Annotated in this window: 17 protein-coding genes; 15 read left to right on the forward strand and 2 right to left on the reverse strand. The window is 63.6% G+C overall.

Going from position 1 to position 20,332, the window contains the following annotated elements:
• The first annotated feature begins 82 nt into the window (after positions 1 to 82).
• The 4 genes from P5W98_RS32590 (at position 83) to P5W98_RS32605 (ending at position 2,920) form a co-directional block, all read left to right on the forward strand.
• On the forward strand, positions 83 to 436 hold the full coding sequence (locus P5W98_RS32590; RefSeq protein WP_421028539.1) for a YciI family protein: 354 nt from the start codon (positions 83 to 85) through the stop codon (positions 434 to 436).
• Positions 437 to 596: 160 nt separating this feature from the next.
• Positions 597 to 1,022, forward strand: coding sequence for a YciI family protein (locus P5W98_RS32595; protein ID WP_421028540.1), 426 nt, complete (start codon positions 597 to 599; stop codon positions 1,020 to 1,022).
• A gap of 45 nt (positions 1,023 to 1,067) precedes the next feature.
• Positions 1,068 to 1,490, forward strand: a complete 423-nt coding sequence (locus P5W98_RS32600) for a VOC family protein (protein ID WP_421028541.1) — start codon at positions 1,068 to 1,070, stop codon at positions 1,488 to 1,490.
• On the forward strand, positions 1,490 to 2,920 hold the full coding sequence (locus P5W98_RS32605) for an RNA polymerase sigma factor (RefSeq protein ID WP_421028788.1): 1,431 nt from the start codon (positions 1,490 to 1,492) through the stop codon (positions 2,918 to 2,920). Before P5W98_RS32600 ends, P5W98_RS32605 begins: the two co-directional genes overlap by 1 nt.
• On the opposite strand, the gene P5W98_RS32610 is transcribed toward P5W98_RS32605, so the two are convergent.
• Positions 2,917 to 3,570 (reverse strand): glutathione S-transferase family protein, encoded by a 654-nt coding sequence (locus P5W98_RS32610; RefSeq protein WP_421028542.1) that lies wholly within the window; start codon positions 3,568 to 3,570, stop codon positions 2,917 to 2,919. The two genes, P5W98_RS32605 and P5W98_RS32610, sit on opposite strands and share 4 nt — an antisense overlap.
• A gap of 158 nt (positions 3,571 to 3,728) precedes the next feature.
• A complete protein-coding gene (locus P5W98_RS32615; protein WP_421028789.1) occupies positions 3,729 to 4,916 on the reverse strand; it encodes a serine hydrolase in 1,188 nt (395 codons plus the stop codon).
• Between the two features lie 295 nt (positions 4,917 to 5,211).
• Here P5W98_RS32615 and P5W98_RS32620 point away from each other — a divergent pair, with 295 nt between their 5' ends.
• The 11 genes from P5W98_RS32620 to P5W98_RS32670 all read left to right on the forward strand — a co-directional run bounded on the left by P5W98_RS32620 (position 5,212) and on the right by P5W98_RS32670 (position 20,268).
• Positions 5,212 to 6,216, forward strand: a complete 1,005-nt coding sequence (locus P5W98_RS32620; protein ID WP_421028543.1) for an AraC family transcriptional regulator — start codon at positions 5,212 to 5,214, stop codon at positions 6,214 to 6,216.
• Positions 6,217 to 6,592: 376 nt separating this feature from the next.
• Positions 6,593 to 8,383, forward strand: a complete 1,791-nt coding sequence (locus P5W98_RS32625) for an acyl-CoA dehydrogenase (RefSeq protein WP_421028544.1) — start codon at positions 6,593 to 6,595, stop codon at positions 8,381 to 8,383.
• Positions 8,384 to 8,419: 36 nt separating this feature from the next.
• Positions 8,420 to 10,093 (forward strand): electron transfer flavoprotein-ubiquinone oxidoreductase, encoded by a 1,674-nt coding sequence (locus tag P5W98_RS32630; RefSeq protein ID WP_421028545.1) that lies wholly within the window; start codon positions 8,420 to 8,422, stop codon positions 10,091 to 10,093.
• 45 nt (positions 10,094 to 10,138) lie between these two features.
• Positions 10,139 to 11,326, forward strand: a complete 1,188-nt coding sequence (gene bktB, locus P5W98_RS32635; RefSeq protein WP_421028546.1) for a beta-ketothiolase BktB — start codon at positions 10,139 to 10,141, stop codon at positions 11,324 to 11,326.
• Positions 11,327 to 11,494: 168 nt separating this feature from the next.
• Positions 11,495 to 13,144 (forward strand): fatty acid--CoA ligase, encoded by a 1,650-nt coding sequence (locus tag P5W98_RS32640; protein WP_421028547.1) that lies wholly within the window; start codon positions 11,495 to 11,497, stop codon positions 13,142 to 13,144.
• 19 nt (positions 13,145 to 13,163) lie between these two features.
• Entirely contained in the window at positions 13,164 to 13,667 is a 504-nt protein-coding gene (locus P5W98_RS32645; RefSeq protein WP_421028548.1) for a DUF523 domain-containing protein, read from the forward strand.
• An 82-nt stretch (positions 13,668 to 13,749) separates the two neighbouring features.
• Positions 13,750 to 14,094, forward strand: coding sequence for a hypothetical protein (locus tag P5W98_RS32650; RefSeq protein WP_421028790.1), 345 nt, complete (start codon positions 13,750 to 13,752; stop codon positions 14,092 to 14,094).
• An 81-nt stretch (positions 14,095 to 14,175) separates the two neighbouring features.
• Positions 14,176 to 15,216: a DNA-binding protein gene (locus tag P5W98_RS32655; protein ID WP_421028549.1), complete on the forward strand. Its 1,041-nt coding sequence runs from the start codon at positions 14,176 to 14,178 to the stop codon at positions 15,214 to 15,216.
• A gap of 135 nt (positions 15,217 to 15,351) precedes the next feature.
• Positions 15,352 to 16,038: a pyridoxamine 5'-phosphate oxidase family protein gene (locus P5W98_RS32660; protein WP_421028550.1), complete on the forward strand. Its 687-nt coding sequence runs from the start codon at positions 15,352 to 15,354 to the stop codon at positions 16,036 to 16,038.
• Between the two features lie 559 nt (positions 16,039 to 16,597).
• Positions 16,598 to 18,799: a T6SS effector phospholipase Tle3 domain-containing protein gene (locus P5W98_RS32665; RefSeq protein WP_434718545.1), complete on the forward strand. Its 2,202-nt coding sequence runs from the start codon at positions 16,598 to 16,600 to the stop codon at positions 18,797 to 18,799.
• Entirely contained in the window at positions 18,796 to 20,268 is a 1,473-nt protein-coding gene (locus tag P5W98_RS32670) for a virulence factor (protein WP_421028552.1), read from the forward strand. Before P5W98_RS32665 ends, P5W98_RS32670 begins: the two co-directional genes overlap by 4 nt.
• Positions 20,269 to 20,332 lie beyond the last annotated feature (64 nt).

A 20,332-nucleotide genomic window follows, 5' to 3' on the forward strand; every position in this document is an offset into this window, starting at 1 on the left:
CCTGAGCTATGCTTTCTTTGCTTTCAACGGCTTTCATCTGTGCGCGGCGATCGTGCACGGTGCACACAGGAACAAGAACTTCATGGCATACATGCTGCTCATTGCAGAACCGCGCGGCCAGCGGAACGCGCGCACCCAGGCCGAGGGCGAGGCGCTCTACGCCCGCATGCTGCGCTTTGCCGACGATCTTGCCGTGCGCGGCGTGTTGATCGACGCGCAATCGCTCGTCTCCGACAAGGAGGCCGCTCGCGTGCAGGTGCGCGAAGGGCGGGCCAGCGTGCTCGACGGCCCGTTCGCGGAGGTCAAGGAAATGATAGGCGGCTTTTTCATGGTCAATTGCGCAACGCGCGCAGAGGCCCTCGCCATCGCGCGCGAATGCCCCGCCGCCGAGTGGGCGAGCGTGGAGGTGCGCGAGCTTGGCCCGTGCTTTCGCTAGTCAGCGAAGGCTGATTGGCGGCATCGGCCCAGGTAGTTTCCCTGGGTAAGCAAAAAAATATTCAAGCGATGTCGATTTGCTGGGCCGTGACGCGTCTTGTGAATGAGCGCATCGAAACGATGGCGCCAACCCCGCACCCGAATGGAGACAGGAGAAAGCAATGCGATTCATGATCATGGTGCGCGCCAACGCGCTGAGCGAATCGGGCGACACCCCCAACGACCCGGAGATGTTCGCCCAGATGGCCACCTACCACGAGGAACTGGCCAAGGCGGGCGTGCTGCTCGACGCCTCGGGCCTGCAGCCGAGCTCGCGCGGCTTTCGCGTGCGCTACACCGACGGCAAGCCGGCCATTGTCGACGGCCCGTTCACCGAGACGAAGGAGCTGATTGCCGGTTACACGCTGATCCAGGTGCGCTCGCGCGACGAAGCGCTCGAATGGGCGCGACGTTTCCCGGCGCCGTTCGGCAAGCACACGGACGGCGAGATCGAAGTGCGCCAGCTTTATGAACTCGACGATTTCGCACCGTGCGAGGGCATCGAACGCTTTGGCGCGCTCCTCGAAAAAGAGCGCCGCGCCAAATAAGCGATTTATTCTGCAATCCAGACGATATCGATAAAGGAAACCATCATGCACAAGCATATTTTCGTCAATCTGGGCGTGCGCGACCTGAAGCGCTCGATGGACTTCTTCGGCAAGGTTGGCTTTACGTTCGAGCCTAAATTCACCAACGACAAGGCTGCCTGCATGGTGATCGGCGAGAACATCTTCGCGATGCTGCTCACCACCGACTTCATGCGCGGCTTCACTGACAAGGCGCTCGTCGATGCGCGCGAGCAGACCGAAGTGCTCGTGTGTCTTTCGTGCGAGTCGCGCGACGAAGTGAACGCGCTCGTGGAGAAGGCGCTGGCGGCGGGCGGCAGCTCGAAGCGCCCGCCCATGGATTGCGGCGATGCCATGTATGGCCGCAGCTTCGAAGACCCCGACGGCCATATCTGGGAGCTCATGTACATGTCGCCGGAAGCGGTCGAGAAAGGCGCGCACGGTTCGTGATGCGCGAGGCGCGCCGCGAGCATGACGAAGCAGCCGGCCAGGCGGCGACGCACCGCGCGATTGCCGCGGTCTGGCGCATCGAATCGGCCAGGGTGATTGCCCATGCCGCGCGCCTGCTCGGCGACGTGGGGCTCGCCGAGGATGCCGCGCAGGACGCGCTGCTCGCGGCGCTCGAAAGCTGGCCTGCGAGCGGCATCCCCGCCAACCCGGGAGCCTGGCTCATGACGGCAGCGAAGCACCGCGCGCTCGACCGCTTGCGGCGGGCCGCCTCGCATGCGCGTGCGCACGAAGCGCTGGGCGCCGATCTCGAAGCGCTCGAAGCGCACTTCGCGCCTGATTTCGTCGATGCGCTGGACGCCGCGCGCGAAGACGACATCGGCGACGACCTGCTGCGGTTATTGTTCGTGGCCAGTCATCCGGTGCTGCCACGCGAGGGGCGTGTGGCGCTCACCTTGCGGCTCCTGGGCGGGCTGACCACGGCCGAGATCGCGCGCGCGTTTCTCGTGGCCGAGGCCACCGTCGCGCAGCGCATCGTGCGCGCGAAGCGCACGCTGGCGGAGGCAAACGTGCCGTTCGAAGTGCCGGACAAGGCCGCGCGCACGGCGCGGCTTGCTTCGGTGTTCGAAGTCATCTATTTGATTTTCAATGAGGGTTATGCAGCGACGGCGGGTACGGACTGGATGCGGCCGGCGCTTTGTGAAGAAGCGCTGCGCCTCGCCCGCATGCTTGCCGAGCTGGCGCCCGAGGAGTCTGAAGCGCATGGGCTTGCCGCACTGCTGGAATTGCAGGCGTCGCGATTGCCTGCGCGCGTGGACCGGCAAGGCCGCGCGGTGCTGCTCGCCGACCAGAACCGCGCGCGCTGGGATACGCTGCTGATCCGCCGCGGCCTTGCCGCGCTGGCGCGCGCCGAACAATGTGCGAGGTTGGCGGGGGAGCGATCCGCAGCGCGGCCCGGCGCTAAGCCAGATGCGGGATCTGCGCAGCGAGAGGCCGACGCGGCGCTTGGGTCGTATGCGCTGCAAGCCGCGCTCGCCGCGTGTCATGCGCGTGCGCCGAGCACGCAGGAAACCGACTGGGCGCGCATCGTTTCGCTCTACGATGCATTGCTGCGCATCGCTCCGTCTCCCGTGGTGCAGCTCAATCGCGCCGTGGCGGTGAGCATGGCGCAGGGGCCACAAGCGGCGCTCGACATCGTCGATGAGTTATGCGAGGAGCCGGCCTTGCGCCAATACCCCTGGCTGCCTGCCACGCGCGGCGATCTGCTTGCGAAGCTGGGCCGCGCCGATGAGGCGCGCGCCGAGTTCGAGCGCGCCGCCGCGCTCACGCAGAATGCGCGCGACCGCGAGGTGCTGCTCGAGCGGGCCGCAACGGCACCAACCGATCAGCCGAACGTGAACGGCCAGGACCGGAATTTCAAAACACGCACCTAAACATTGCGCGGCGCAATGCGCTCGCCTGGCATCAGTTCATAGGGGGCCTTCCAGCCGGGCAGATGCGCGATTCGCTGCGCCCAGCGCGCGATGTTCGGATAAGCGGCGGGAAGATCGAAGCCCGTTTCTTCGGCTGGATAGAACACGTATCCGGCGAGCGAGAGATCGGCGATGGTGGGCCGTTCCCCCACCATATACTCGTTCCCCGCGAGATGGGTTTCGACAATCGAGTACGCGGCCTCGGCCCGGCCCTTCAAGAACTTCTGGACTTCGGGGTGCTGCGGAGTTGTCGCGAACGAGCGGAAGTAGCGATAGGTGGCGATATAGCTGGTGAACTTGTGGTTATCGAACAGGATCCACCGCAAGATTTCGCGCCGCTCGTGCTCGCTGCGCGCGGCGAATGTTCCGAGGCGATCGGCGAGGTAGTCGAGAATCACGCCCGATTGCGTCAGCGTGTTGCCGGCATGTTCGAGAACGGGCACTTCACCCATTTCATTGGTGCTTGCGCGCCAGTCCGCGCCGCGCGTTTGCCCGTGGAAAAAGTCGACGAACACCGGTTCCCAGTCGACGCCCGAGCAGGCGAGCATCAGCGCCACCTTGTACGCGCTGCCCGATTGCGCAAAGCAGTGCAGCTTGTATTCCGTGCTCATGATGGTCCTCCGGGGTGCGCCCTTGGGTTATGCCATCGGCAGCGTAGCAGCAAACCGGCGTGCTGTACGCAAGCGGCCACTAATTCGTTGGCAAGGGCGCGAGCGGCGTGGACGTGGTGCGTTGCTGAGGGCATCGCTTCAAGCGAGCCTCGCCGGCCTCAGCGCAGCGAGCAATTGAGCCAATGCGCGATGCGCATGCCGTCGAGGCGCGAGCCTTCGGCGCTCGCGCTGTCGAGCATGACGACAATCACGGGGCGCCGCCCGTGCACCATCACGCGCATGACCATGTTGTGCCCCGACTCGTTGATGAAGCCTGTTTTCTGCAGGCTCGCCTGGACGCGCTCGTAGCGCACGAGGCGGTTCGTGTTCACGTACAGGAGTTTTCCGGGGTCGGTGAATACGAGTTGCTGTTTGTCGGTCGAGTAGCGGCGGATCAGCGGATAGCCGTTGGCGGCACGCACGAGCCGCGCAAGCTCGCGCGCGGTGGAGACGTTGTGCGGCGAGAGGCCCGAAGCGTTGACTAAATGCGTGTGCGGCATGCCGAGCTTGCGCGCTTTGGCGTTCATTGCTGCTACGAACGCGGGGCGCCCGCCCGGATAGTCGCGGGAAAGCGCCGCTGCCGCGCGGTTCTCCGAGGACATTAGTGCGATATGGAGCATGTCGGCACGCGAGAGGCTCGAGCCCACCGGGAGCCGCGAATGGGTGAACTTGAGCGTGTCGAGGTCGGCGTCGGTCACGGCAATGTGGCGTGCCAGCGGCGTGTCGTGCTGATCGAGCCAAACCACGGCGGTCATCAGCTTCGAGACCGATGCGATGGGGGCGACGGCGTCGGCGTTGCGCGCGTAGAGCGGCGTGCGCGTTTTTTCATCGACGACATAGACCGAGCGTGAGAAGAGCTTTCTGCGCGAGGCCGGCGTGAAGCCGCAGCGCGTGAGCAGGCGCGGGCCGGCCGTGCTGGTTGTGCTGGTTGTGCTGGTTGTGCTGGTTGTGCTGGTTGTGCTGGTTGTGCTGGTTGTGCTGGTCGTGCCCCCGGGTGTCGCGCGTGCCGCGTGCCTGCTCTTTGCTGCGCGCGGCGGACGCGATGTATGCGGCGCGGCTTTTACCTTTGGCCGCTTTGCGCGGCGTTTCGCATCGGACGCTTCGCCGCTCGCCAAGGCCGGCGAAGTGCGTTGCACGGAGCGCCGCTTGCGCGTGATTTTTTTCTTTTTAACGGGCGCGTGCGCGCGCATTTCGGTGTGATGCCGCTGTGGCGTGGTGGCGAAGGCGGCGGTTGCGGTCAGGCTCGCAATGAGCAGGGCACAGAGAACCAATGGGAGTCGAGAAAGGGAAATCACCGGCGGACGCAGTTGAAGCTTGAGTTCGGATGGGCTGAATATCCAGGCGAGTTTCGGGCGTGAATTTCGCACCGAATGGAATCGGGACCTGGAGGTACGAGTCCGCGCCACGGTGTGCGCGAGGCCTCCATGGTACAGGCACGTTGCTGCGCGGTGTAGTTTGTGGCCGTGCAACGATTCGTGATGCAGCGTCACCCATGGCAGCGGGCTCGATGGCGAGACGCGGTTCGGAAGTATCATGCTGGTTTGCGTAGCAGCGCTCCTAACAAGACAATTCTGTTCCGGCCGCCTGGCCGCTTACCCACGCATGCAACTCACGGGCTCGACAGTTCCCATTTCCCTCGTACGCGGTTTTCTTGCTGCCGCCCAGGCGCGGCCGGAAGTCGTTGGCCACTATCTGGAACAGGCGGGCATTCCTGCGGAACTGCTCGACGAACTCGGCGCGCGCGTGACGGAGGAGCAGTTCTCCACGCTCTACCGCCTGCTCGCCATCGAACTCGACGACGAAATGCCGGGCATCTTCAGCCGCCCGTTTCGCAGCGGCACACTGAAATTCCTCTGCCTGAGCCTGCTGGATGCACGCAACCTCGAGACGGCGCTGCATCGCTTCGGCCAGTTCTTCCATATCGTGCTCGACGACTTCCGGCTCGAATCGCGCCGCAGCGAACTCGTGGCTCAGGTGGAGTTGCGCCCGCATGCCGCGTTCGGGCCGATCGGTCCGCTCGGCCAGGAGTTGATGCTCAAGCTGGTGCACGGTGTGTCGTCCTGGTTGATCGGCCAGAAGATCCCGCTGCTGCAAGTCGAACTGGCCTGTGCGCGGCAGCCTCACGCGCTCGATCACCGCTACTTCTTCTCCTGCCCGGTGCGTTTTGGCTGCGAGACCGCGCTGTTCCGCTTCAGCGCCGCCTACCTCGACATGCCGATCCGGCAGAGCAAGCGCAATCTCAGGCAATTTCTCGAGCGCTCGCCCGGCGAGTGGATTTTCGAGTCGTTCAGCGAGCAACTCGTGAGCCATCAGGTGCGCCAGTATCTGGCCAGCACGCTGCCCGATCTGCCGACCATCGAGGCGGCGTCCATGCATTTGCATTGCTCGGTGCGCACGCTGTGCCGGCGGCTCGCCTCCGAAGACACGTCGTTTCAGATGCTCAAGGACGATCTGCGGCGCGACGTGGCGATCCAGCGCCTCACCGATACGCAGGACACCATCGCCGCAATCGGCGCCGACATCGGCTTCGACGACCCCAGCGCCTTTCATCGTGCCTTTCGCCACTGGACCGGCAGCACGCCCGGCACTTATCGCGGGCGGCCCTGAGCAGCGCGTCCCGGTTCGAGCGATCCCGGGTGTGATTCCTGCTGCTTGACTGTCCGATGTGTCCAGTTTTGCACGCGATCCGCACCTGACCCGGTTCTGTTCCCCAGCACGATTTCCAGGCGGATTTCACGCCGGAAGCGGCCCCCCGCCGTAAGGGGGGCGCGTGCGCCGAAGGCACCAGGTTCAACCCTGGTCACCCGAGCCTCTCGTCGAATTCCGGCAAGCCGTGGCAAGATTTGTCACTAGATGGGCCGGTTTGGACAGTTTCGCGGGCGGGTTTTGGGGCTACGATCCATCGACATCGCCCCAGGTGCGCCGGCTCCGCAGCCAGCCCGCGCCGCGGCTCCCGAGATCCACGCGTGAAAAGAGGTTCGCCATGAGCTTTACCGCCCCCGTCAAAGACATGCTGTTCGTGCTGAAAGAATTGGCCGGCATCGACGAAGTTTCCACCTTGCCCGGCTTCGAGGATGCCGGATTCGACACCGCCCAGGCGGTGTTGGAGGAGGCTGCGAAGCTGTGCGGGGAAGTGCTCGCGCCGTTGAACGTGGAAGGCGACCGTACGCCGAGCAGCTGGCATGACGGCGAAGTCACGGCCTCGCCGGGCTTCAAGGCCGCGTTCGAGCAGTTCGCCGAAGGCGGCTGGCAAGGTTTGCAACACCCCGCCGAGTTCGGCGGCCAGGAGCTGCCGAAGCTCATCGGCACGCCCTGCAACGAAATGGTCAACGCCGCGAACCTGTCGTTCGCCCTGTGCCCGCTGCTGACCGACGGTGCGATCGAGGCGCTGCTGACCGCCGGCACCGAAGAGCAAAAGGCCCGCTACGTGCCGAAGCTCATTTCGGGCGAATGGACCGGCACGATGAACCTGACCGAGCCGCAGGCCGGCTCCGACCTCGCCCTCGTGCGCTCGCGTGCCGAGCCGCAGGCCGATGGTTCGTACCGCGTGTTCGGCACGAAGATTTTCATCACGTGGGGCGAGCACGACATGGCGAAGAACATCGTCCACCTCGTGCTGGCGCGCGTGCCGAATGCACCCGAAGGCGTGAAGGGCATTTCGCTTTTCATCGTGCCGAAGTTTCTCGTCAACGAAGACGGCAGCCTCGGGGCGCGCAATGACGTGCATTGCGTGTCGATCGAACACAAGCTCGGCATCAAGGCGAGCCCGACGGCCGTGCTCCAGTACGGCGACAACGGCGGCGCGATCGGCTATCTCGTGGGCGAAGAGAACCGCGGCCTCGAGTACATGTTCGTGATGATGAATGCAGCGCGCTTCGGCGTGGGCACGCAGGGCGTGGCGATTGCCGAGCGTGCGTACCAGCAGGCAGCGGCGTTCGCCAAGGAACGCGTGCAGAGCCGCCCGGTGGATGGCTCGGCGAAGCAGTCGGTGACCATCGTGCAGCACCCCGACGTGCGCCGCATGCTCGCCACCATGCGTTCGATGACCGAGGGCGCGCGTGCGCTCGCCTATGTCGCGGCAGGTCACTGCGATATCGCGCATCGTCATCCGGACGAAGCCGTGCGCGAGCGTCATCAAGCGATCTACGAATTCCTCGTGCCGATCGTGAAGGGCTGGAGCACCGAGATGGCCAACGAGGTTACGAGCCTCGGCGTGCAGGTGCATGGCGGCATGGGCTTCATCGAGGAAACGGGCGCGGCTCAGCACTATCGCGACGCACGCATTCTCGCGATCTACGAAGGCACGACGGCGATCCAGGCAAACGACCTGATCGGCCGCAAGACGGTGCGTGACCGCGGCGCGGTTGCGAAGGCGCTGCTCGGCGAAGTCGCGAAGACGATCGAGTCGCTCGCCCAGGCCGATGGCGCGGAAGCCGCTTCGATGCGCGTACAACTTGAACAAGGCGCACAGGCGCTCTCGCGTGTCGTCGACTTCATGATCGAGAACGTCAAGCGCGATCCGAACGGTACGTTCATGGGCAGCGTTCCCTATCTGAAACTCGCGGGCATCGTGCTGTGCGGCTGGCAGCAAGCGCGCGCGCTGCTCGCGGCGCAGCGCAATCTCGCCGACGATCCGTCGTTCTACGGCGCGAAGATCGCCTTGGCGCAGTTCTATGCCGACCATGTTCTCTCGCAGGCCAATGGCCTCGCGACGGCAGTGCTGGGTGCGCGCGGCGCGCAAGGCGTGCTGGCGCTCACGGAAGAACAGTTCTGATACCGGCCTGATGCCGGCCGAAACGGGAAACGCAGCATGAATACGAACGATTTGATCGCACAATACGGCCCACGCGAGTCGATGGAATACGACGTGGTGATCGTGGGCGGCGGCCCGGCAGGCCTGTCCGCAGCGATCCGCCTGAAACAGCTGGCAGCAGAAAAAGGCGCTGAGATCGGCGTATGCGTGCTGGAAAAAGGCTCGGAGATCGGGGCGCATATCCTCTCGGGCGCGGTCATGGATCCGCGCGCCATCGGCGAGCTCATTCCCGACTGGAAAGAGCAAGGTGCGCCGCTGAACGTGCCCGTTACCGAAGATCAATTTCTTTTCCTTTCGGAAACCAGCGCGAAAACGGTGCCCAACTGGGCGCTGCCGGACAACTTCAAGAACCACGGCAACTATGTGATCAGCCTTGCGAACGTCACGCGCTGGCTTGGGACAATGGCCGAGGCGCTGGGCGTGGAAATCTTTCCGGGTTTCCCGGCCGCCGAAGTGCTCTACAACGACGACGGCTCGGTCAAGGGCGTGGCCACCGGCAACATGGGCGTCGGCAAGGATGGCGAGCCTACCGAGATTTTCCAGCTCGGCATGGAGTTGCACGCGAAGTACACGCTGTTCTGCGAGGGTTGCCGCGGTCACCTGGGCCGTCAACTGAACGAGCATTTCAAGCTCGGCAAGGACGCGGATCCGCAGGTGTATGGCATCGGCATCAAGGAGCTGTGGGAGATCGATCCGGCCAGGCACAAGCCAGGCCTCGTGATTCACACGGCGGGCTGGCCGCTCGAAAAAGACACGTACGGTGGCTCGTTCCTCTACCACACCGACAATAACCAGGTGATGGTGGGTTTCGTCGTCGGCCTCGCGTACCAGAATCCGTACCTCTCGCCGTTCGAGGAATTCCAGCGCTACAAGACGCATCCGGCGATCCGCAAGTATCTGGAAGGCGGCAAGCGCGTTTCGTATGGCGCGCGTGCAATGACGGCGGGCGGGCTGATGTCGCTGCCGAAGCTGGTGTTCCCGGGCGGCGCTTTGGTGGGCGACGACGCGGGCTTCCTGAACGCTGCGCGCATCAAGGGCAGCCATGCGGCGATCAAGACCGGCATGCTCGCGGCTGAAGCGGCGTTCGATGCCGTACAGGCTGGCCGCCAGAGCGATGAACTTGCCGCCTATCCGGAAGCGTTCAAGCAGTCGTGGCTCTACACGGAACTGTACAAGGCGCGCAACTTCAAGCAGTGGATGAGCAAGGGCCTGTACCTGGGCACGCTGATGGTGGGCATCGAGCAGAAGCTCATGGGCGGCAATGTGCCATGGACGCTGCATCACCAGCACCGCGATCACGAGATGCTCAAGCCGGCGTCGCAGTGCAAGCCGATCGAGTATCCGAAGCCCGATGGCAAGCTCACGTTCGATCGCCTGTCTTCGGTGTTCATTTCCAATACGAATCACGAAGAGAACCAGCCGGCCCACCTCACGCTGAAGGACATCACCGTTCCGGTGGGCATCAACCTTAAAACTTACGCGGGTCCCGAATCGCGCTTCTGTCCAGCAGGCGTCTATGAATTCGTCAAGGACGATTCGGACGATGACCGCCTGCAGATTAATGCGCAAAACTGCGTACACTGTAAAACCTGCGACATCAAGGATCCGACGCAGAACATCGTGTGGGTCACGCCCGAGGGCGGCGGCGGCCCCAATTATCCGAACATGTGATGCACGCGGCGCAATCGCGAGCGAGACAATGAGCAAGGAGCGGAAATGAGCAAAGAAGTCGTGGTAGTAGGCGGTGTGCGAACCGCAATCGGCAAATTCGGTGGCAGCCTGAAGGATTTCGCGCCCACCGAGCTCGGCGCGATCGTGCTGCGCGAGCTGCTCGCGCGCAGCGAGGTCAAGCCCGAAGACGTGGGCCATGTGGTGTTCGGCAATGTGATTACCACCGAGCCGAAGGATCTTTATCTTTCGCGCGTCGCGGCCATCAACGCGGGCATTCCCGATTCGACGCCGGCCTTCAACGTCAACCGCCTCTGCGGATCGGGCTTGCAGGCGATCGTTTCGGCTGCGCAGACCATTCTGCTGGGCGACGCCGATGTCGCGATCGGCGCGGGCGCGGAGAACATGAGCCGCGCGCCGTATATCGCACCCGACATGCGCTTTGGCGCACGCATGGGTGATGCGCGTTTCATCGACATGATGCTCGGCGCGCTCCATGACCCGTTCAATACGGTGCACATGGGCGTGACCGCCGAAAACGTCGCGCGCAAGTTCGACATTTCGCGCGAGCGTCAGGATGCGCTGGCGCTCGAATCACACCATCGCGCGGCGCGCGCGATTGCACAGGGGCGGTTCAAAAGCCAGATCGTGCCCGTCACGCAGAAGGTGAGGGGGCGTGAAGTCGTTTTCGACACGGACGAACATCTGCGCACCGACGCAACGATCGAAGACTTCTCGAAGCTCAAGCCTGTCTTCGCGAAGGAGAACGGCACCGTGACGGCCGGCAACGCCTCGGGCATCAACGACGCGGCCGCAGCCGTGCTGCTGATGTCGCGCGAAGCGGCCGAGCAGCGCGGCGTCAAGCCGATGGCGCTACTCGTGGCCTACGGGCACGCCGGCGTCGATCCGCTGCACATGGGCATCGGCCCTGTGCCGGCCTCGCGCCTCGCGCTGCAGCGCGCGGGCCTGCGCGTCGAAGACCTCGACGTGATCGAATCCAACGAAGCCTTCGCGGCCCAGGCGTGCGCGGTTACGCAGGAACTCGGTCTCGATCCCGCCAAGGTCAACCCGAACGGCTCGGGTATCTCGCTTGGCCATCCGATCGGCGCGACCGGTGCGCTCATCACCGTGAAGGCGCTGCACGAGTTGCAGCGCATCGGCGGCCGCTATGCGCTGGTGACGATGTGCATCGGCGGCGGCCAGGGCATTGCGGCGATCTTCGAGAACCTCGCTTGAGGTTCGATGCGGGTTCGATGCGGATTGATACGGGTTCGATAAGGACTCGAAGAAAGCCTGCTCAAGGCTCGAAAACGCATCGATAGTGCCGGCGCGCCTCGTGAATCGAACGCGGCGCGCCTTTGTAGTTGTCACTTGTAATTGATACACCGACTGTTAGGGACTGCCATGTACGACCCGGCTAGCGAAGCAATGTCATCGGCTTATGCCTACCCTCTCTTGATCAAGCATCTGCTGCGCACGCCGATGGCACACGCGCCGAATCAGGAGATCGTCTACCGGGGCAAGGTCCGCATGACCTACACCCAGCTCCGGGAGCGCATCGCGCGACTCGCGAACGGCCTGCAACGGCTTGGCGTGGAGCATGGCACCACGGTCGGGGTGATGGACTGGGACAGCCATCGCTATCTGGAGTGTTATTTTGCAGTGCCGATGATGGGCGCCGTGCTGCAAACGGTAAACATCCGTCTCTCGCCGGCTGAGATCACCTACACGATCAACCATGCGGGCGCCCAGGTGCTGCTCGTCAACGCGGATTTTCTGCCGGTGCTGGCGTCGATTCGCGACAAGCTCGAACACGTGCGCGCGATCGTGCTGATCGACGACGAAGGCAATGCGGCGGCCTCGTCCGGGATTGAATTCGCCGATGAATACGAGCATCTGCTCGCGACCAGCGGCACGCACTTCGACTTCCCCGATTTCGACGAGAACACGCGCGCCACGACGTTCTACACCACGGGCACCACGGGCCTGCCCAAAGGCGTGTATTTTTCGCATCGGCAACTGGTGCTGCACACCATCACGGGGATGGCGGCGCTGGCGAGCCCTGCGTCGGGCCAGCGCTTCCATCGCGGCGATGTGTACATGCCGCTCACGCCGATGTTCCATGTGCACGCATGGGGCATGCCGTACATCGCGACCGTGATGGGCGTGAAGCAGGTGTACCCGGGCCGTTATGTGCCGGACCGGATCGTCGAGCTGATGCGCGAAGAAGGCGTCACCTTCTCGCATTGCGTGGGCACGATTTTGCACATGCTACTGAGCTGCCCGCAGGCCAAGACCGCCGACTTCAGCAAATGGACGGTCGTGATCGGTGGCGGGGCGCTGCCGCATGGTCTCGCGCGTACCGCACTGGAGCGCGGCATCGACGTCTTCACGGGTTACGGCATGTCCGAGACGTGTCCGTTACTCACGCTCGCGCAGTTGAAGCCGAGCGCCGAGCCGCGCGACATCGATGAGGAAGTCAGTCTGCGCTGCCGCACCGGTCTGCCAGTGCCGCTCGTGGACCTGCGCATCGTCGACGACGAAATGCAGGATCTCCCGCACGACGGCGTGGCGAGCGGCGAAGTGGTCGTGCGCGCGCCCTGGCTCACGCAGGGTTATCTGCACAATCCCGAAGCCTCCGCGCAGTTGTGGGAGGGTGGCTATCTGCATACGCAGGATGTGGCGCGCATCGGCACGGACGGCTATCTGCAGATCACGGACCGCATCAAGGACGTCATCAAGTCGGGTGGCGAGTGGGTTTCGTCGCTGGAGATCGAGAGCCTGATCTCGCAGCATCCCGCCGTGGCCGAAGTGGCTGTCATCGGCATCAAGAACGAGAAGTGGGGCGAGCGCCCGGCGGCCGTGGTCGTGCTGCGTCCCGGGTACGGCGAGCCGGTGAGCGAAGACGAAATCAAGCAGCATGTCCTGCGCTTCAGCGAAACCGGACAGATCTCGAAGTATGCGGTGCCGGAAGTCGTCAAGTTCGTCGACGCGCTGGAGAAGACCAGCGTGGGCAAGATGAACAAGAAGTGGCTGCGCGAGAACTTCGACTGAGGTGACGGCTTCGTCCGCGATGACCCGCGATGATTCAAAAATCCTGATAAGCGCGTGCCTGCTCGGCAGTCCGGTTCGTTATGACGGCGCGGCTAAAGCGCTTGTCCATCCGGCGCTCGATGCCTGGCGGCGCGAGGGACGCATCGTGTCTGTCTGTCCCGAGTTGAGCGGGGGATTCGGCGTGCCTCGTCGGGCCGCCGAAATTGCCCGCGCGGAGTCGGGCGAAACGGTTCTTGCGGGCGCGGCCCGCGTGGTCGATATCGCGGGCGTCGATGTCACCGCGCTTTTTCTGGCCGGTGCGCGGGCGGCGCTGCAACTCGCGCGCGAACACGATTGCCGCTTCGCATTGCTGATCGACGGCAGTCCATCGTGCGGCAGCAGCGTCATCTACGACGGGAGTTTCTCGGGCCAGCGCCGCGCCGGGGCCGGGGTGACGGCTGCGCTGTTGCGCCAGCACGGCATCGAAGTCTTCGCGGATTCGGAAATCGACGCGCTCAGTGCGCGGCTGGATCGCAAAGGCTGATTCCCAAACTCAGCCAGGCGTAATTGGTGCCGATCTCGGGGCGAATACAATCATCGCTCGCAATGAGATCACCTGGCGCCTCATGACACCCGTTAAATTCATTCTTCGCTACACCGCAATCCCGTTCACAGCAATTGTGGCAGTCGTTATCTGGACTGCGGTGCCATCCTCGAAGGAAGTCGATGCAAGGCAGTACGCGGCGTTGTCGCGTGCATATACGAGCTTTCCGGTTGCGCTCCGGCGTGAAATCTCCGACGCAATGGACCATGGCCGGATCAGCAACTGGCAGTACCAGACGCTGGTCCGCGACTCGCTCGCCAACGGCGTGGCGCTGGATTGGCCAGCATCCGGCGTGGATGACGTCGCGCTGGAGCGGCAAAAGCTGGCGACATTGATACACGCAGACCCTGATCTTCCAAAGACTTGATGTCGCTCGCCGGCAAGGAGTAGGAATTCAACGTTTTACGTTGTATTATTGATAATCGAATCGATCCTGCCCCTGCTCGCCATGTCCGACGCCACTCTCGATGAAGTCCGTCTCGCCGCCGAAATCGAGCGGCTCAAGAGCGAATTTCCCAAAACCCGCGAGCTGTATCGTGAAGTGTGCGCGCTGCTGTTCTTTCGCTTCGGCGTCACACCTACCGCCAACCGGCTTTATCAGCTGGTGCGGCGGGGCAGCATGGGCACGCCCACGGCGGTGCTTTCTGAATTCTGGGCGGAATTGCGTGAGAAAAGCCGCGTGCGCATCGAGCATGCGGACTTGCCCGAAGATTTGCAGGGCGCGGCGGGCGAACTCGTGGCCGCGCTCTGGACGCGTGCCACGGCAGCCGCGCAAGATGCGCTGGAGGCGCTGCGAGTCGAGGTCGAGCAGGCGCGCCTGGCGGCCCAGGCATCCGTTACCGCCATGGAGGGCGATCTCGCACGCACCGAGACGGCACTCGAGCAACGCACGAGTGCATTGCTCGCGGCACAGGTGCGCATTCAGGAGCTGGAGCAGGCGCAGGCCGCTGCCGCCGCCACTCGCAATGCGCTGGAGCGCGAAGTAGAGCGGCTGCAGCAGGACGGCCGCGAGCGCGATGGTGCGCTCGCGCAGGCGCGCGCCGATTTCGCGGTCGAGCTTGACAAGCTTCGTGCTGGAGCGGAGTTGGCCGAGACCCGCTTGCAGGCCGCAGAAAAGCGCGCGCTGCTCGAAATCGAGCGCGAGCGCGCGGCCAATGCGCGCCTGCAGCGTGACATCGAGGCGTCGAGCAAGCGCACTGCGCGGGCCGAAGAAAGTGCGCGGGCGCAGATTCAATCCCTGCAGGGACAGCTTGGTGATTTGCGCCATCAGGCAGGCATGCAGGAAGGGCGCCTGGAGACGCTGCGCGCGGAGCATGCGGCGCAGAAGCGCGAACTCGATGCGTTGCGCAAGAAGGTGGGTGAGGGCAGTGGCACGGGCGCGGCAACGGGTGCCGCGCCGGCCCAGCGCGTAAAGCGGCGCACGGGGCGCTCCGCGGATACCCCGGCGAAGCCGCTGCGTCCCGCGCGCAAGGCGATCGCGAGAAAGTGACTCTTGCACCGCAGATGCGACTTGGGGCGGGTTCGTATCGTGGCGCCAGGCGAATACGCAGTGCTGGGTCTACCCTTGGAGCCACCGTGTCGCTAACGTAATCGGCATCTGAACATGATCGAGGAGATGCCGAGGATGTCCGAAACCGATACCGTTTCTGCCAATGGCAAGGCACCGTCGCCGCGTACGCGGGTGCGCCGCATTGCCGAGCGCGCGAACTACGATCGCGACACGCTTTATGCAATTGTCGACGCGGCCTACGTATGCCATGTTGCGTTTGCCGACGAGCACGGCGTGCACTGCATTCCCACGGCATGCTGGCGCGAGGGCGATCATCTCTACATCCACGGCTCCAATGGCAGCCGCATGCTGCGGCTCGCGGCCGACGGCGCGCAGGTCTGCGTGACGATCACGCACCTCGATGGCCTCGTGCTCGCGCGCTCGGCGTTTCATCACTCGATGAATTACCGTTCGGCGATGATTTACGGCGCGTTCGAAGTGGTCGAGGCCGATCGCAAGGCCGCCGCGCTCGATGCCTTTCTCGACCATATTGCGCGGGGCCGCGCACGCGAGGTGCGTGCCAGTGACCGCAACGAATTGGCCGCCACGACAGTGCTGCGTCTGCCGCTCGACGAAGCGGCCGCGAAGATCCGCACGGGTGGGCCGAAGGATGATGAAGCGGATCTCGGCCGCGCCGTCTGGGCGGGTGTACTGCCGTTGGCGCTCACGCCGCTCGCGCCAGAGCCTGACGGCATGCGGCCTGGGGCTGTCGTGCCTGACTATGTGACCGCGTGGACGCGTCGCACGGGAAAGCAAGACTAGCGCTGTGTTCGATGCTGGATGGCGGCGATAGGGCGTGCCACCTTAGAGCAACCGATTTCGAGTCGCGGTGAAGCTTGAGCTCCCATTGTTACGATTGTGGCCGCGCATCGACTTTCCATACATCCTTCCCTTTGCCTTGCGACGATCGCCGCACTTATGGCATGAGCGCACATTGAATTTGCGTCACCCGATGCAAGTGGATCTGTGCGCCAGATCAATAACAATTAATAACTCATGCTGTAGCATTTTCCGGATTTAATTTTTCATAAAAAAGCCGCAATATTTTTCGGTATTCAAATCTGGAAAATCCGGTCTCAAGTTTTGCGTCGTCTTGATGCATCCCCCGGATTCATCGATTTCCTTGCCACTGCATTGGCTGAGTAAAATTATTTTATTTTGCATTGCATATCATTAAGAAAATCGTTTGAATATGACTGACTCATTCCTGAATCCAGACACACCCGGCACTCCATCGCCGGGCGCTGGCGCCTCCCATTCCGGTACGGCCCCGGCGCCGAATTTGCCACCGCGCATAATCGTGGGCTCGGGCCAAGGTCCGATGGTCTTCGATGTTACGAGCGAACTGATCTGCGTGAAGCAGCAGCCCTTGCCCGGCGTCGTCATTTTCGTGCACGGCGTGAACTCCGAGGGCGAATGGTTCGAAGCCGCCGAGGAAGGGCTGTGCCAGGGCCTCAACCGCCGGCTCGCGAGGCTGGACGACCAGATGGCGCACAGGGGTGTCGTCGGTGGGCAGCTTTCCCCCGTCTCGTACACCGAAAGCCTGACGCCGGATGGCTTTCTCAATCCGAAGCTGTGGGCCGGAACCTACATCAAGCCTGATCCGTCGTTCTCGCCGGTCATCCACTTCCGCTGGGGCTACAAGGCCAACAAGGAAGAACTGAAGGAGTACGGCGACAAAATCTTCCTGAACGAGCAGGACTACTGGGGCGGCGGCCCATTCGCCAATGGCTGCACCAGCTTGCCTGACCTGTGGCACGAAGGCATCGACGACCGCATTTTCGGATTCCTCTCCGTGCAGGCCCTGAATCCGACGCAACGTCCCCTGTATCGCACGCCGCCGCGCGGCTATGGCGTGCTGGCCGCGTTACGTCTTGCCAGGCTGGTGCAGTCGATCCGCCGGATGCAGGCCAATGTCCCGATCACGATCGTCTGCCACAGTCAGGGCAACATGGTGGGCCTCACGGCTGCGTTCTTCGGCGACGCGTTCCCGGAGGTTCAGGACCCGTGGGGCAACACGGGACGCTGCGTCGCCGATGCCTACGTGCTCGCGAATCCACCTTACAGCCTGGCGAACACCGACACCTTCCTGGAGAACTGGTCCCAGCGCGAAATGCGCGACGCCCGGAACCGGGGCGGCCGGCAGACCTACGCGGCGCGCACCCAGACCCTGCGCAGCTTCTTCGACATCATGCGCGCGCGCACGGCATTCGAAATGCCGGCCGCCAAGGTCGATGATGACATGGCCAACACGCGTACCTCGGAGACTGGCGGCAAGCCCTACACCGCCGGCGAAGACCGTACGGCTCACGGCCTGAACGGCTACACCTATGGCCGGGTGACGCTGTATTGCTGCCCGCACGACCAGGTGATTTCCGCCGCCACGGTTCAGGGCATCGGCTGGCGCGGGCTGGGCCGCGTCGTTGAAGATCCCGCCCAAGGCGGGCCGCGCGCGCGCAACGGGATGCCAAACGACGAACTGGCCGACGTCGGCGCCCATGGGGTGCTGACCCAGCGCGTCTTCGCAAGCGGCTTCGAGGTCGGCAGACAGGCTGACTATCACTACTGGGAAAACGACTGGCGCTACAGGGAGGGCAAGACGTCGGGGTTCTGGTTTCCGCCTTCGCCGCCGGCCAGATACGGCATCAAGCATGCATGGAGCGCCAACGAGAACTACGTGGCGAAGCTCGCCACGACCGCTACCGCGCCCATGCTTTATCTCGTGACGATGGCGACGTCAGCCTTCGGCCTGTGTCCGGTCAACGCCGAGCCGCCGAAGGGCTGGACGGTCACGGCCGATGCGCCGCCGCTCGATGAGCCGTTTGCGCCACAGGCCCTGCGGTACGGCAAGGAAGTTCACGTCACCGATGGCGAATTCACGAGCAACTTCAACGAGGGCAACGACCCGCTGGCCGCGGCCCGGAATGCGGACAAGCAGGACAGGAACGCCGACGACCCCTACGACAGCTACAAGCTCAAACAAGCCGACCAGGAAGCGGCCGGCGACGTCGGCAGCGAGGCGTCACAGCGCTACGAGGACCACGCGATCCTGCGCATGCGCGTGCGCAGGGACGGCAATTCGCAGTGGATCGACGGCGAAGGCAACGTGATCGGCGAGGACGGCAGGAGCGCCCTGCCCGAGGGGTACGCGCAGTGGCGCAACGAGCAGGTTACGGAGATCCTGGATGGCAGCCGGACGAACAACCCGACCAACCACTCGACCATCATGACGAACCCGATGCATGCGCGAAAGGCGCTTGCTTATGACGTGGCGATTGGGTTGTGCTACCTGTCGCCGGAGCAGATGGCTGCCTTGCGGATCGAGGCGGACTGGCGGCTGGGGGAAGGGATGAGTGATGAGAATCCGAATAAGAGGTATTCGAGATACTTCACGCGGGGAAAGATGGAGGGGCAATTCCTGAGCGAATGGATTGCCACGTCAGGCAGTGAAGCTCAAAAGCCCGAGAAGATCGTCGACGAACGCGAAGGCCAGTTCTATTTGAATCTGGGAGTTGTGGCATGAGCGCGCTCATTTCGACGTGGCCGCGCAGACTGGCGCTCGCCGTGCTGGCAATGGTGCTGGGCGCACTCTTCATGCTTTATTTGACCGTGGAGGTTGGCTACCCGCCGGCCGCTGAATTAACTACAGGAGCGTTGATGAAACGACTCGTTGCCATACCCGTCCTGCTGGCCATTGCAACCTTTGCATTCACGACGGCCGCCATGATGCCAACGCCCGCCCGGGCCGCCTCATCCCACACCGGCACACCTCAGATGGATCCCGCCAAACCCTTCATGGTGCAGGTTGTCGGGCTCGAATGGCTCAATCCGCTGCAGCGGCGCGACTACCCGACCGAGTGGCAGGTGTTGTGGACCATGGGGCTCGTCAAGCCGAACAAGAACGATGACATGGTGCGGACAGACCCGAAGTCATTCACCACGTTGCAGTCGGTGGCCGGGGTCGCATACGGCAATCACGGCAAGGAAACTTTCAAGGGTTTCTATCACAAGTATGTGGACAAATTGCTTGGCTTGTTCGGCACACGCTACGTGATGAACGCGAAATATTTCTACACGGTCAAGCCAGACAGCAAAAAGGACTGGCGGGAGTTAGCAGGGATTCATGTTGAATTCGCGATTCCCACCCGCCTTGATCCAACCGAGGCACAAACTTATTTGCGTAACGAAATCATTGACAATTACGAGATCGGGAACCCGTCAGCTAAAAGCCTCTGGAGCCGCGACACGCCTCCCGACGTGCACGTCACCCCCGGCGGTGCGAACGCGGGCTTCACCTCGCTGAACAACGCGCTGGACTACCTCCAGGCGAACCCAGACAAAAGCGTCTGGGTGATGAACTGGGACGCCCCGAGCTTTCCGCCAAAGGACGGCCAGCTCAACGAAAACATGGTGCTGCTGTTCCTCGCCGGCCCGCAGATGAAGACCGAACGCGCCCCGCTCGCCTGGATCGGCCGCGCGGCCACGGGCAACGCACAGGACTTCGAACGAAAGCCCGGCACGACGCGCGCGGTCGAAGCATGGAAGGCCACGATCGCCGCCGCCGCGCACAATGCGAACGTATCGGTGCCCGATATCCACTACACGATCCACGATGCGGGCAGGGGCAGCGAAGCCTCCTCCTCGCGCATCGGCTCGCTCGGCCGCACCCTGACCGAGACGATGCCCGACTTCGACTTCCAGAAGCAGACCTTCAACACGCCGGAGCTGCTCGGCGAAATGGGCGCCGGCACGGCGCTCACCGATGTGGTGCTGGCAATCGGCCGGGCGAATCATCTGGGCGAGACCGTGCTCGTGGCCGGCACCACGGACGCGGACCATCCCGTTGCGGTCGTCGTGACACCGCCGCCCCAGGTCGTGCCAATCGATCCAGACTCGGACTGGTTCCGCGCGCGCGGCGAAAACAACGCCTATCTGCCGTGGTGGGGCCGGCGCTACGACTCGAAGTATGGCCAGCAGGGCTGGTCTTGGTGAACCGGGAACGCAGGCCATGAAAAGCATCATTCTGAAACGACTCGTTACTGTACCCGCCGTGCTG

Origin of the sequence: Paraburkholderia sp. A1BS-2L, from assembly GCF_051125205.1 — a bacterium.
Lineage (GTDB): Bacteria > Pseudomonadota > Gammaproteobacteria > Burkholderiales > Burkholderiaceae > Paraburkholderia.

Bases quoted from the DNA above. Each gene is read 5' to 3' on its own strand.
- P5W98_RS32590 (WP_421028539.1), top strand. From the start codon at position 83: ATGGCATACATGCTGCTCATTGCAGAACCGCGCGGCCAGCGGAACGCG.
- P5W98_RS32595 (WP_421028540.1), top strand. From the start codon at position 597: ATGCGATTCATGATCATGGTGCGCGCCAACGCGCTGAGCGAATCGGGC.
- P5W98_RS32600 (WP_421028541.1), top strand. From the start codon at position 1,068: ATGCACAAGCATATTTTCGTCAATCTGGGCGTGCGCGACCTGAAGCGC.
- P5W98_RS32605 (WP_421028788.1), top strand. From the start codon at position 1,490: ATGCGCGAGGCGCGCCGCGAGCATGACGAAGCAGCCGGCCAGGCGGCG.
- P5W98_RS32610 (WP_421028542.1), bottom strand. From the start codon at position 3,570: ATGAGCACGGAATACAAGCTGCACTGCTTTGCGCAATCGGGCAGCGCG.
- P5W98_RS32620 (WP_421028543.1), top strand. From the start codon at position 5,212: ATGCAACTCACGGGCTCGACAGTTCCCATTTCCCTCGTACGCGGTTTT.
- P5W98_RS32625 (WP_421028544.1), top strand. From the start codon at position 6,593: ATGAGCTTTACCGCCCCCGTCAAAGACATGCTGTTCGTGCTGAAAGAA.
- P5W98_RS32630 (WP_421028545.1), top strand. From the start codon at position 8,420: ATGAATACGAACGATTTGATCGCACAATACGGCCCACGCGAGTCGATG.
- bktB (WP_421028546.1), top strand. From the start codon at position 10,139: ATGAGCAAAGAAGTCGTGGTAGTAGGCGGTGTGCGAACCGCAATCGGC.
- P5W98_RS32640 (WP_421028547.1), top strand. From the start codon at position 11,495: ATGTACGACCCGGCTAGCGAAGCAATGTCATCGGCTTATGCCTACCCT.
- P5W98_RS32645 (WP_421028548.1), top strand. From the start codon at position 13,164: ATGACCCGCGATGATTCAAAAATCCTGATAAGCGCGTGCCTGCTCGGC.
- P5W98_RS32650 (WP_421028790.1), top strand. From the start codon at position 13,750: ATGACACCCGTTAAATTCATTCTTCGCTACACCGCAATCCCGTTCACA.
- P5W98_RS32655 (WP_421028549.1), top strand. From the start codon at position 14,176: ATGTCCGACGCCACTCTCGATGAAGTCCGTCTCGCCGCCGAAATCGAG.
- P5W98_RS32660 (WP_421028550.1), top strand. From the start codon at position 15,352: ATGTCCGAAACCGATACCGTTTCTGCCAATGGCAAGGCACCGTCGCCG.
- P5W98_RS32665 (WP_434718545.1), top strand. From the start codon at position 16,598: ATGGTCTTCGATGTTACGAGCGAACTGATCTGCGTGAAGCAGCAGCCC.
- P5W98_RS32670 (WP_421028552.1), top strand. From the start codon at position 18,796: ATGAGCGCGCTCATTTCGACGTGGCCGCGCAGACTGGCGCTCGCCGTG.